The organism is Mycobacterium sp. NGS35, from assembly GCF_059812855.1.
In genome coordinates this window covers 831,424-843,798 of sequence record NZ_JCALDL010000001.1, presented here as the reverse complement: position 1 = coordinate 843,798, position 12,375 = coordinate 831,424, and the positions used below count along the sequence as shown (strand labels likewise).

11 protein-coding genes are annotated in these 12,375 nt (G+C 68.5%); 7 read left to right on the top strand and 4 right to left on the bottom strand.

Annotation, left to right across the window (positions count from 1 at the left end):
- The 3 genes from pta (at position 1) to AC5Y4C_RS04155 (ending at position 4,052) form a co-directional block, all read left to right on the top strand.
- Positions 1-2,070 (top strand): phosphate acetyltransferase, encoded by a 2,070-nt coding sequence (pta, locus tag AC5Y4C_RS04165; RefSeq protein ID WP_499961997.1) that lies wholly within the window; start codon positions 1-3, stop codon positions 2,068-2,070.
- Complete coding sequence (locus tag AC5Y4C_RS04160; RefSeq protein ID WP_499961999.1) at positions 2,067-3,197, top strand: acetate kinase; 1,131 nt, start codon at positions 2,067-2,069, stop codon at positions 3,195-3,197. Before pta ends, AC5Y4C_RS04160 begins: the two co-directional genes overlap by 4 nt.
- A 192-nt stretch (positions 3,198-3,389) precedes the next feature.
- Positions 3,390-4,052 (top strand): PAS and ANTAR domain-containing protein, encoded by a 663-nt coding sequence (locus AC5Y4C_RS04155; protein WP_499905470.1) that lies wholly within the window; start codon positions 3,390-3,392, stop codon positions 4,050-4,052.
- Between the two features lie 13 nt (positions 4,053-4,065).
- Here the strand turns inward: AC5Y4C_RS04155 and AC5Y4C_RS04150 are convergent, their stop codons facing one another.
- From AC5Y4C_RS04150 to glnX, 3 genes are all read right to left on the bottom strand, one after another.
- Complete coding sequence (locus AC5Y4C_RS04150; protein WP_499962068.1) at positions 4,066-6,333, bottom strand: serine/threonine-protein kinase PknG; 2,268 nt, start codon at positions 6,331-6,333, stop codon at positions 4,066-4,068.
- On the bottom strand, positions 6,333-7,328 hold the full coding sequence (locus AC5Y4C_RS04145; RefSeq protein ID WP_499962000.1) for a glutamate ABC transporter substrate-binding protein: 996 nt from the start codon (positions 7,326-7,328) through the stop codon (positions 6,333-6,335). The genes AC5Y4C_RS04150 and AC5Y4C_RS04145 overlap by 1 nt, the downstream gene beginning before the upstream one ends.
- A gap of 98 nt (positions 7,329-7,426) precedes the next feature.
- Positions 7,427-8,746, bottom strand: coding sequence for a protein kinase G-activating protein GlnX (gene glnX / locus AC5Y4C_RS04140; protein WP_499962002.1), 1,320 nt, complete (start codon positions 8,744-8,746; stop codon positions 7,427-7,429).
- A gap of 204 nt (positions 8,747-8,950) precedes the next feature.
- Here glnX and AC5Y4C_RS04135 point away from each other — a divergent pair, with 204 nt between their 5' ends.
- Positions 8,951-9,445 carry an NUDIX hydrolase gene (locus AC5Y4C_RS04135; RefSeq protein WP_499962004.1) on the top strand — a complete coding sequence of 165 codons (495 nt, stop codon included), beginning with the start codon at positions 8,951-8,953 and terminating at the stop codon, positions 9,443-9,445.
- Here AC5Y4C_RS04135 and thiE read toward each other — a convergent pair.
- Entirely contained in the window at positions 9,417-10,106 is a 690-nt protein-coding gene (thiE, locus tag AC5Y4C_RS04130) for a thiamine phosphate synthase (protein ID WP_499905479.1), read from the bottom strand. The genes AC5Y4C_RS04135 and thiE overlap by 29 nt on opposite strands.
- On the opposite strand from thiE, the gene thiO reads away from it, so the two are divergent.
- Genes thiO through AC5Y4C_RS04115 form a run of 3 tightly spaced genes read left to right on the top strand, consistent with a single transcriptional unit; the run spans position 10,105 to position 12,101 of the window.
- The gene (thiO, locus tag AC5Y4C_RS04125) at positions 10,105-11,118 is read left to right on the top strand and encodes a glycine oxidase ThiO (protein ID WP_499962005.1); all 1,014 of its coding nucleotides are present in this window, start codon (positions 10,105-10,107) and stop codon (positions 11,116-11,118) included. The genes thiE and thiO overlap by 2 nt on opposite strands.
- A 7-nt stretch (positions 11,119-11,125) precedes the next feature.
- Positions 11,126-11,323 (top strand): sulfur carrier protein ThiS, encoded by a 198-nt coding sequence (gene thiS / locus AC5Y4C_RS04120; protein ID WP_499905485.1) that lies wholly within the window; start codon positions 11,126-11,128, stop codon positions 11,321-11,323.
- Positions 11,316-12,101 carry a thiazole synthase gene (locus tag AC5Y4C_RS04115; protein ID WP_499962007.1) on the top strand — a complete coding sequence of 262 codons (786 nt, stop codon included), beginning with the start codon at positions 11,316-11,318 and terminating at the stop codon, positions 12,099-12,101. Before thiS ends, AC5Y4C_RS04115 begins: the two co-directional genes overlap by 8 nt.
- Positions 12,102-12,375: the final 274 nt, after the last annotated feature.

Below are 12,375 nucleotides of genomic sequence, written 5' to 3'. Positions count from 1 at the left end.
GTGGCCGCCAAGCCGTCCATCTACATCACGTCCCCGGAAGGCGACACCGGCAAGTCGACGATCGCGCTCGGGGTGCTGCATGGGCTGGCGGCCACCGTCGCGAAAGTCGGTGTGTTCCGGCCTATTACGCGCCGCGGCGAGGACCGCGACTACATACTGGAAATGCTGCTGGCGCACGCGACCGCCGGTCTGCCCTACGAGCAGTGCGTGGGCGTGACTTACCAGCAGCTGCACGAGGACACCGATGCCGCGATCGCCGCGATCGTCGACCGCTATCACGCTGTCGCCGACCAGTGCGACGCGGTGGTGATCGTCGGCAGCGACTATACCGACGTGGCCACCCCCACCGAGTTGAGCGTGAACGGCCGCATCGCGGTCAATCTCGGTGCGCCCGTGCTGCTTTCGGTGCGAGCCAAGGGTCGCAGCCCGGAGCAGGTGGCGCAGGTGGTGGAGCTGTGCCTCGGCGAGCTGGCCCACCAGCACGCCTACACCGTCGCCGTCGTGGCGAACCGGTGCGACCCGCCGCAGATGGACGCGGTGGCCGAGGCGTTGCAGCGATTCGAGCCGAAGATCTACGTGTTGCCGGAGGAGCCGCTGCTGGTGGCCCCGACCGTTGCCGACCTTCAGCGCTCGGTGAACGGAGAACTGGTCAGCGGCAGCGCCGCGCTGATGAGCCGCGAGGTCATGTCGGTGTTGGTGGCCGGCATGACCGCCGAACATGTACTCGAGCGGTTGGCGGACGGAGCAGCGGTGATCACCCCCGGCGACCGTTCGGACGTGGTGCTTGCGGTGGCCAGCGCGCATGCGGCCGAAGGGTTTCCATCGTTGTCGGCGGTCATCCTCAACGGCGGCCTGCCGCTGCATCCGTCGATCGCGGCGCTGGTGAACGGGCTGGGTTTGCGGCTGCCGATGGTCGCGACGACGCTGGGCACCTTCGAGACCGCCAGCGCAGTCGCGTCGACACGCGGACGCCTGACGGCCACCTCGCAGCGCAAGATCGACATCGCGCTGTCGCTGATGGAGAGCTGCGTCGACATGCCAGAACTTCTCGGGCTGCTGGACGTTCCGATCCCGACCGTGACGACTCCGCAGATGTTCACCTACCAGCTGATCCAGTGGGCCCGCGCCGACCGCAAACGCATCGTGCTGCCCGAAGGCGAGGACGACAGGATTCTGCAGGCCGCGGGCCGGCTGCTGCAGCGCGGGGTGGCCGACCTGACAATCCTCGGACCGGAGGCTCAGATACGTTCGCGTGCAGCGGAACTCAACGTCGACCTGTCATCGGCGACGCTGCTCGACCCGCTGACCAGCGAGCTCGCGGAGAAGTTCGCCGAGCAGTACGTCGACCTACGCAAGCACAAGGGCGCCACGATCGAAAAGGCCCGCGAAACCATGGCCGACGTGTCCTACTTCGGCACCATGCTCGTGTACAACGGCATCGTCGACGGCATGGTGTCGGGTGCGGCGCACACCACCGCTCACACCGTGCGCCCCGCGTTCGAGATCATCAGGACCAAACCCGGTGTGTCGACGGTGTCGAGCATTTTCCTGATGTGCCTAGCCGATCGCGTGCTGGCATACGGCGATTGCGCGATCGTTCCCGAGCCGACCTCCGAACAACTGGCCGACATCGCGATCTCGTCGGCACACACTGCCGCCCAGTTCGGCATCGAGCCCCGCGTCGCGATGCTGTCGTACTCCACCGGCACCTCCGGTGCGGGTGCGGAAGTCGAAAAGGTCCGCAGGGCAACCGAATTGGTGCGACAACGAGCACCCGAGCTGTTGGTCGACGGCCCGATCCAGTACGACGCGGCGGTGGAGCCGTCGGTGGCGGCCAGCAAGGCGCCGGACTCACCTGTCGCCGGCCGTGCGACCGTGCTGATCTTCCCCGACCTCAACACCGGCAACAACACTTACAAGGCGGTGCAGCGCAGCGCCGGAGCGATCGCGATCGGCCCCGTGCTGCAGGGCCTGCGCAAGCCGGTCAACGACCTGTCGCGCGGCGCGCTGGTCGAAGACATCGTCAACACCGTGGCGATCACCGCGATCCAGGCGCAGGAGCGCGCGTGACAGACACCGTGCTGGTGCTGAATTCGGGCTCGTCGACGCTGAAATATGCGGTTGTGCAACCGGGTTCGGGCACATCGGTGGCGGACGGCATCGTCGAGCGGATCGGTGACCATGGCGCCGAAGGTGGCGTGGCCGACCACCGCGAGGCGCTGCGCATGGTGTTCGACGAGCTCGACGAGCCGCAGGGGCTGGTGGCGGTCGGCCATCGAATTGTCCACGGCGGCAAGACGTTCTACGAGCCGACCGTGATCACCGACGCGGTGGTGGAGAAACTGCAGGAGTTGTCACCGCTGGCCCCGCTGCACAACCCACCGGGTGTGCTGGGCATCGAGGTGGCCCGCCAAGCGTTGCCGGACCTGCCCCACGTGGCGGTGTTCGACACCGCGTTCTTCCACCGGTTGCCGACGGCCGCGGCGCTGTATGCGATCGACCGAGAGCTCAGCGAACGCTGGAACGTGCGCCGCTACGGCTTCCACGGCACCTCCCACCAGTACGTCAGCGAGCAGGCCGCCACGTTCCTCGGTCAGCCGCTCGAGTCGCTGAGTCAGATCGTGCTGCACCTGGGCAACGGCGCGTCGGCAACCGCGATCGTCGGCGGCCGGCCCGTCGACACCACCATGGGGCTGACCCCGATGGAAGGTCTGGTCATGGGCACCCGCGCCGGAGACATCGACCCGGGGATCGTCTTCTATCTGTGGCGCACGGCCGGCATGGGCATCGAGGAGATCGAGACCATGCTGAACCGTCGCTCCGGGATGCTGGGGATGTGCGGCGAGATCGACTTCCGCCGCGTGCACCACCTCATCGAATCCGGCGACACCGCAGCGAAAACCGCCTACGAGGTCTACATCCACCGGCTGCGCCGCTACATCGGCGGCTACCTGGCCCTGCTCGGCCACACCGACGTGATCACGTTCACCGCAGGGGTAGGCGAACACGACGCCGCGGTGCGCCGGGATGCACTGTGCGGAATGAGCCGCCTGGGCATCGAGCTCGACGAGGATCGCAACGCCGACCCTGCCCGCGGGCCGCGCCGGGTTTCGAGCGACCGGTCGCCGACGACTGTGCTGGTGATCCCGACCAACGAGGAGCTGGCGATCGCCCGGGCCTGCATGACGGTCATCTGAGCGAAGGTGTTGGCACACTGGTAGCAGGCCGATGCCGAAAGGTTGCGCAGCGCGACCCGACGTAGTAGTTAATTACTGCCTCGAGGACCCTGGGCGAACGTACGAATGGTGCGTCTCCCCAGGGAGACGCGTTCGATCGAGCCTCTGGCGCGCGGCACAGGAACGAGAAGCGGACTGCTGGGGCGGAGCCAAATGGCAAATGGGCACGACGGCGGGGAATCCCTGGCGTGGGGCGCTCCCGAACGTGTGGGGTGGTTTCGTTATTTCTTCGACGACGAACGCTGGGAATGGTCGCCTCAAGTGGCGAAGATGCACGGATACCAACCCGGAACCGTCGTCCCCACCACCCAGTTGGTGCTCTCGCACAAGCATCCCGACGACTACCGGCAGATCGCCGACACCCTGGCGCTTATCCGCCAGACACGGCAGGCCTTCAGCAGTCGTCACCGCATCCGCGACACCGAGGGAGTGGTGCACCACGTCGTGGTCGTCGGCGACCAGATGCGCGACGCCGACGGCTCGGTGATCGGCACGCACGGCTTCTACATCGACATCACGCCCGCCGAACAGGCGCGCCAGGACCACCTGACCGCCGAGGTCACCAAGATCACGCAGAGCAGGGCGGTCATCGAGCAGGCCAAGGGCATGCTGATGGCGATTTACGGCATCGACGCCGACGCCGCGTTCGACCTGCTCAAGTGGCGCTCACAGGAAACCAACGTCAAGTTGCGGCCCCTGGCCGAGCAGATCGCCGCCGACTTCTCCGCCGTCGCCCACGACGAAGCGCTGCCGGCCCGGTCGGTCTACGACAACCTGCTGCTGACCGCCCACCACCGGATCACAGCGAACGCCTGAGACGCCGGCCGACCTAGAACGTCGACGCCGGGCGCACCGCGTTGGCCATGTCGACCAGCGCGTACCGGTGTGCGCGCGTCGGCGCCACCCGCGCCAGCCCACGCAACGACGCCTCCACCCCCAGCCTCAGCCCGTGCGGAGTGAAGGGGAACCCGAGGATGTGGTTGGTGCTGGCCGTGTTCTCACTGATCCAATCGAGCGCGGTGCCCAGCACCAGCGCCCGGATCTGCAGCACCCGCGGCTCGGAGTCCGGCAGCGCCTCGACGCGGCGGGCCGCCTCGCGGATCTGCTGCTCGGTCAGCTCGCTCATCGACCGCCCCGACAGCAGTGTCAGCGCGCTGGTCAGCCGCGCGGTGGTGAAGTGCCGCGAGGTGACCGGCACCGCGTCCAGCGTGCGCACCGCGCCTTCCCGATCGCCCTGCGCCGACTTGGCCCGCGCCAGCCCGAAGCCGGCGGAGATCACGCCGTTGTCGGTGCTCCAGACGGTCTCGTAGAACTTCAGCCCGTCAGGGTTCCCGGCCAGCTCGGCGGTCGCTGCCAGTGCCAGCTTGGGTGCCAGCTCGCCGGGCAGCCGGTCCAGCACCTCGGTGAAATGCTTTGTCGCCGCGTCATAGTCGCCCATCAGCAACTCGGCCACCGCGCGGAACCAGACAAGCCGCCACTGCCAGCCCACCCGCTCGGCCAGCACGTCGAGCTTGCGGGTGGCCTTCGCGACGTCGCCGAGATCGAGCAGGGCGCGCACCTCCATCAGCGGCAACTCCACCGACTCGGTGAGGTCGATGCCCTCGCTGTCCAGCGCGCCGTGCCGTGCGGCGCGCAGTTGGTCCAGCGTCTGGACGGGCTGGCTGAGCACGCTCGCCGACAGCACCGGGGCGCCGACATCGGACGGGTCCACCAGCGGCACCGGCAACGCAGTGACGATCTCAGAAGCGGTCAGCTTCTCGGCGTGCACCAGGCCGTCGACGTAGACGTCGGTGTGCGCGACCAGAAGCTCCACCCCGAACGTCGAGCGGGTCGGGCTGAACACCGTGGACAGGCCCGGCCGCGGCGTGCCGCTGTCGTGCGCGACCACCTCGCGCAGCACGCCGAGCAGCTGCCCGGACATCTCCTCGGCGCTGGCGAACCGGCGCTGCGGGTCCGGATCGATCGCTCGGCGCAGCAGCCGGGCATACGAGTCGTAAGTGGCCAACACCGGGTCATCCTCGGGCAGGCCGTCGACGTAGCGGCCCCGCTTCGTCGGCATGTCCAGCGTCAGGGCGGCCAGCGTGCGGCCCACGGTGTAGATGTCGGTGGCCACGGTCGGGCCGGTGCGGACTATTTCGGGCGCCTGGTATCCGGGCGTGCCGTACAGGTAGCCGTAAGAGTTGATGCGCGACACCGCGCCGAGGTCGATCAGCTTCAGCTGCTCCTCGGTGATCATGATGTTCTCGGGCTTCAAGTCGTTGTACGCCAAGCCAATTGAATGCAGATAGCCCAGCGCGGGCAGAATCTCGAGCATGTAGGCGATCGCTTGCGCCACCGGCAACCTCTGGCCCCTGGCTTGCTTGAGCGACGTGCCGCCGACGTACTCCATCACGATGTAGCCGACGGGCTCGCCGTGCTTGTCCGGATGCTGCACGAAGTTGAAGATCTTGACGATCGAGGGGTGGGTGACCTCGGCCAGGAACTGCCGCTCGGCCATCGCGATCGCTTGCGCCTCGGCGTCGCCGGCGTGCACCAGACCCTTGAGCACCACCGGGCGCTCGTTGACGTTGTGGTCGACGGCCAGATACACCCAGCCCAGGCCGCCGTGCGCGATGCAGCCTTTGATCTCGTACTGCCCGGCGACCTTGTCGCCGGGCCCCAGCTGCGGCAGGAACGAATACGGGCTGCCGCAGTGCGGGCACCAGCCTTCGCTCTTGGCCTGACCCTCGGGTCCTGAGCGTCCGACCGGCCGGCCACAGTTCCAGCAGAACCGCTTCGACTCGGCCACAACGGGATTGCGCATCAACGCCGACAGCGGGTCCTTCTCCGGCACCCGCGGAATCTCAACCAGGCCGCCGCCCAGCCGGCGGCTCGGCGCCAACTGGCGGGTCATCGAGCTGGTGTGGTCGTCGGTGGCCGGGTCGGTCTGGGCGTCGTGCGACTCGTCGTCGAGCTCGGGACGGAAGATCGCCTGCGTGGCCATCGGTCGCAGCATCGACGACGAGTCCTCGCCGTAGTCGATCCCGAAGGCCGCGGGCTGCGTGCCTACCGTCTCGTGATCCGTCGACTCGACGCGCGAGCGCTCCTCGGCATCCATCAGTCCGAGTACCTCGGCGTAGGGGCTGCCGGCGTGGGGCCCAGAACGGTCAACCACTTGCGGTACAGCGCATACCATGTCCCGTCGCGGCGAATGCGCTCCAGCGTGCCGTTGACGAACCGCACCAAGCCGGTGTTGTTCAGATTCATGCCGATTCCGTAGGGCTCCTCTTCTAGATTCGAGCCGACGATGTGCAGGTATGGATCCTGCGACACCAGGCCGGCGAGAATCGAATCGTCGGTGCTGACGGCGTCGACCTGCCGCTGCTGCAGCGCCACAAGGCAATCCGCCCATGTCACCACCGACACGATGATCGGCGCCGGGCTGATCCGCTGCAAGCGGTTGATCGAGGTGGTGCCCCGCGCTGCGCACACCCGCTTGCCCGACAAGTCCGCCGCCTGCCGGATCGCCGAGTCCCGCGGCGCCAGAATTCGTTGATTCGCAAGCAGATACACCGTCGAGAATGCGACGTCCTTGCGCCGCTCGCAGGTGATCGTCATGGTCTTGACGACGATGTCGACGTCGTTGTTCTTCAGCGCCCGGATCCGCTCGGCCGACGACATGATGCGGTATTCGACTTGCGACGGCGTGCCGAAGATGTCGCGGGCCACTTCACCGGCGATGTCGACGTCGAAGCCGGTGATCTCGCCGGTGATCGGGTCGCGAAACGAAAACAGGTTGCTGCCGATGTCCAGGCCGACCAGCAGCCGCCCGCGCTGCCTGATGCCGGCGACCGCCGCGTCGGCGTCCTTCTTGTCGGTGAACGGCCGAAGGCTCGCGGTGCGGTCGCAGTTTCCGTCGGGCAGCGGGGCCGGGTTCTGCTGCGGCGGCAACTCCTGCATGCCTGCGGGTGTCGGCGGAGAAAGGGTCAGCGACGGCTGCGGGGTCAGTGAATCGGACTGCCCGCATCCGGCCACGAGCAAGATCGTCGCGGCCAAGACAGCGGGCAATCGCGTTCTCATCAGGGTTGGTTTTTTCTTCGCGCAAGCGCTCATCAGGGTTTGTTTCTTCTTCGCGCAAGCGCTCATCAGGGTTGGTCTCTTCTTCGCGCAAGCGCTCATCGGGGTTTGTTTCTTCTTCGCGCAAGCGCTCATCAGCGGTACTCGCTCATTCGCGGCCACAACCCGACCGTCACCGCCAGCGCCGCCACCACCGACAGCACCACCGCGCCGACCGTCGCACCCGACAGCACCGAGCGCGCGTCGACGATATCGTTGCGCAGCTGGCGCCGGCTCTCCTCGATGCCGTTGCTCAGCGCCTCCTCCAGCCGGTCGAACGCCGGAGTCGAATCTTGCTCACCGGTGCCCAGCGCCACCTGTGTGGCGGCTTGATAGTTGCCCACGGCGATGTAGGAGTTGATCCGCTCGTCGGCCCTGCGCCAGCGGTCCAGCAGTTGGTCGGCGTTCTGCAGATCCGATTTGTCGATCACGTCTTCGCGGTCGGTGTACTGCGCAAGCATCTGGTGCATCTGGTCGATCCGCTGGTAATACGACTGCTTGCGGACGTCTTCGTCACCGCGCCGGATCAGCGCCAGGGTCTCGTCGGCACGCGCCTGCTGGGCCATGATCGCCAGGTTGGTGATGGTCTTCAGTGAGTCAGCGGCAGTGCCCTTGGCGCTGCGGCTGTCGGTGGTGGAGATAGCCAGCACCGAGCCCACCCATATCACGATAATCAGCACCGCCAGCCCGCCGGCCACGAAACCGAAGTTCAGCCGGCGCTGGGTCTTGCGTGCCAGCCAGCGATTGGAATAGGCCCCGAACAGCAGCGTCGCGGCCACCAACACGATCAGCAGTGTCGGGATGTTCGTCGAAGCGGTCGTCTCGACGTCCACCTGCGCGGACGTCTCGTCGTAGAGCCGTTTGGCGTCCGGCAGGATTTGCTGCTGCATCAGCGCCGACGCCTCGGACAGGTACGACGAACCGACAGGATTGCCGGCCCGGTTGTTGGTGCGCGCGGTCTCGATGAGCCCCGTGTAGACGGCCAGCCGTGCGTTGATGCGGCCCAGCACCTCGAGCATCTGCTGGTCGGTCAGACCGCTGGAGGCCTGCGTCAGGTCGACCGCCGCGTCGGTGACGGCTTGCTCGTAGCGCTGCCGCACCTCCCGCGGCTCCGCGCCCGCAATGAATGCGGTGGCCGCCGCGGCGTCGGCCACCGACAGCGTCGTGTACAGCTGCCCGGCCGCGAACGCCAGCGGCTCTGTGTGGTTGAGCACCGTGGTCAGCGCCTGCTGGCGGCGGTCGATCGTCGTAGAGGTGGCGAAGGCCGTCAGCGCCACCAACGCAATCAGCACCGCGCCGCTGATCAGGATGCGGCCCGGGGTGGTGGTCCAAAACCACCATCGCGGGTGGGTGGGGTCGATGGTTGCCTGCGACGGGGCCGGCTCCGTTGACGGATGCGCCAGCTCCACGGTCACCGATGTGCGCCCTTCATGCCTTTGATCGCGCCCAATCTATAAGCGAAGTCTAAGAGAACCCGGCAAGACGCGTGCGGCTTCTCGGTGGCAGGTCGTTGCTCTTCGCGCAAGCGCTCATCGGACCATTTGCTCTTCGCGCAAGCGCTCATCGGGCCGTTTGCTCTTCGCGCAAGCGCTCATCGGGCCGTTCCCTATCCTGAACTCGTGCGTGGCGACGGCGACGGGTGGGTGATCTCGAACACCGGCGCCAGGTACTGGGGCCGCCACGGCGCGGCGGGCCTGCTACTGCGGGCACCGCACCCTGACGGGGGCCGCGTGGTGCTTCTCCAGCACCGGGCGGTGTGGAGCCATCAGGGCGGCACCTGGGCGCTGCCGGGCGGCGCGCGCGACAGCCACGAGACTCCTGAAGAGACCGCGGTCCGCGAAGCCGCGGAGGAAGCCGGGCTGCCCGCCGAGCTCGTAGTGGTGCGCGCGGCCGTGGTCACGGCCAGGGCCAGCGGCAGCCACTGGACCTACACGACCGTGGTCGCCGATGCGCCGCATCCGCTGCAGACCATGCCCAACTACGAGAGCGTCGAACTGCGCTGGGTCGAAGAAGACCAGGTCGCCGAGCTACCGCTGCATCCCGGATTCGCGGCCAGCTGGGGCCAACTGCTCGAGTTGAGCCGCGTCACGCCGCTGCTGCAAGTGCCGCGCTGAGGTCACGCGCGGCGCGCGCCGGATCCTCGGCTGCGGTGATCGCCCGCACCACGACCACGCGCCGCGCGCCGGCCTCCAGCACTTCTGGCAGCCGCTGCTGGTCGATACCGCCGATCGCGAACCACGGCTTGACCGGATTCGACGACGCCACCGCCCGCACCAGATCGAGCCCGGGAGCCGGGCGGCCCGGCTTCGTCGGCGTGGGCCAGCACGGTCCCACACAGAAGTAGTCGACGTCCTCGGTCACCGCGGTGCGCACCTGGTCGATGTCGTGAGTGGAGCGGCCGATCAGCGTGGCGGCCCCGACGATCTCGCGGGCAACGGCCAGCGGCAGGTCGTCCTGGCCGAGGTGCAGGACGTCGGCGCCAGCGGCCTTGGCGACGTCGGCGCGGTCGTTGACCGCCAGCAGCGCCCCGTGCCGGCGGGCGGCGTCCGCGAGCACCGCCAGCGCTTCGAGCTCGGCGCGGGCCTCCAACGGCCCGAACTGTCGCTCGCCCGGCGAGCCCTTGTCGCGCAGCTGGATGACGTCGACCCCGCCGGCCAGCGCCGCGTCCGCGAACTCGGCAAGATCGCCGCGCTCCCTGCGGGCGTCGGTGCACAGGTACAGCCGCGCTTGCGCCAGCCGGGTCCTCAGCACGAGGACTAGCCTAGAAACCGACATGTCTATCCGGTCCATCGCGGTCATCGGCGGGGGCGTCATCGGCCTTTCGGTGGCCCGCCGTCTCGCGCAGTCCGGCCGAACGGTGCGCGTGCACCGCAAGCCTCACGACCCGGGCGCCTCCTGGGTGGCCGGCGGCATGCTCGCCCCGCACAGCGAGGGCTGGCCGGGGGAGGAGCGGCTCCTGCAGATCGGGCTGGAGTCGCTGGCTCTGTGGCACTCCTCGTTCACCGACGGGCTGCCGGAAACGGTGATCACGGCGCGCGAGTCACTGGTCGTGGCCGTCGACCGCGCCGATGCAGCCGATCTTCGAACCGTCGGCGAGTGGCTGGCCGCCCAGGGCCAGCCCGTGACCCTGACCACCGCGGCCCGCGATGTGGAACCGCTTCTGGCGCAAGGCATTCGGCACGGCTTTCGCGCCACCACCGAGTTGGCGGTGGACAACCGCGCGGTGGTGCAGGCGCTGGCCGCGGAGTGTGAACGCCTCGATGTGGCCTGGGCGCCGCCCGTCGACGACCTCGGCGACGTGACCGACGTCGACGCGGTGGTGCTGGCCAACGGCATCGACGCGCCTGCGCTGTGGCCGGGGCTTGCGGTGCGGCCGGTCAAGGGAGAGGTGCTGCGCCTACGGTGGCGCCGTGGTTGTATGCCCGTGCCGCAGAGGGTGATTCGCGCCCGCGTGCATGGCCGTCAGGTGTATCTGGTGCCGCGCGCAGACGGTGTGGTGGTGGGCGCGACCCAGTACGAGCACGGCCGTGACACCGCGCCGGCGGTGGCCGGGGTGCGCGAGCTGCTCGACGACGCCTGCGCGGTGGTGCCGGCGTTGGGCGAGTACGAACTGGCCGAATGTGCGGCCGGGCTGCGGCCGATGACGCCGGACAATCTGCCGATAGTCGGCCGGTTGGATGAGAGGGTGCTGGCGGCCGTCGGCCATGGCCGGTCGGGCTTCCTGTTGGCACCATGGACGGCGGAGAAAATTCTCGCCGCATGCGACGCACTTGTGGGGGCTAGGTGATTGCCAGGTGATTGTCACCGTCAACGACGAACGCGTGCAGGTGGACGACGACACCACGGTCGCCGCGCTGCTCGCCCGGCTCGGCTTTCCGGACCGCGGTGTGGCGGTCGCCCTGGACTGGTCGGTGCTACCCCGATCCGATTGGGACACAAGGCTTTCCGACGGTGATCGACTGGAGGTAGTGACGGCGGTGCAAGGTGGCTGATCCAGGCAAGCTGACCATCGCGGGGCGCAGCTTCTCGTCTCGGCTGATCATGGGGACCGGCGGGGCCGCCAACCTCGCGGTGCTCGAGGAGGCGCTGGTGGCATCCGGCACAGAGCTCACCACCGTGGCGATGCGCCGCGTCGACGCCGCCGGCGGCACCGGCGTGCTGGATCTGCTCGCCCGGCTGTCCATCACCCCGCTGCCCAACACGGCCGGCTGTCGCAGCGCCGCAGAGGCCGTGCTCACCGCGCAGTTGGCCCGCGAGGCGCTGCAGACCGACTGGGTGAAGCTCGAAGTGATCGCCGACGAACGCACGCTGCTGCCCGACGCCGTCGAATTGGTAAGGGCGGCAGAACAATTGGTCGACGACGGGTTCGTGGTGCTGCCGTACACCAACGACGATCCGGTGCTGGCGCGGCGGCTGGAGGACATCGGCTGCGCCGCGGTGATGCCGCTGGGCTCGCCGATCGGCACGGGCCTGGGCATCGCCAACCCGCACAACATCGAGATGATCGTCGAAGCCGCAGGCGTGCCCGTCGTGCTCGACGCGGGGATCGGCACGGCCAGCGACGCCGCGCTCGCGATGGAACTCGGTTGCGACGCGGTGCTGTTGGCCAGTGCGGTGACAAGGGCCGCCGACCCGCCCGCGATGGCCGCGGCGATGGCCGCCGCCGTCACGGCCGGGCACCTGGCGCGCCATGCCGGGCGCATTCCGAAGCGGTTCTGGGCGCAGGCGTCCAGCCCCGAGCTGCCGTGGGCCGACGGGCAGGGTGGCTGAACGCTATCAGCGGGCAAGCAATGTGCGAGCAACACCTGGTCGTGACGACGCGGTCCCTGCGCAACGTCCCCGACGAGGTGGTCGACCGGCTGACGCGCCTGGCCGCGAGGCATTGGAGCACGAGCGCCCGGCGCGATGATGGTCCTCGACGCGGCGGCCGCGGTTTCGGCGCCCTTGAATCGCGGGCAGGCGCGGCAACTGACCGTAGCCGATCGCCTGCATGCGCCTCATCTCATTGACGCCGGGCATCGACTGCCCGGTGACGGTCGTGCCG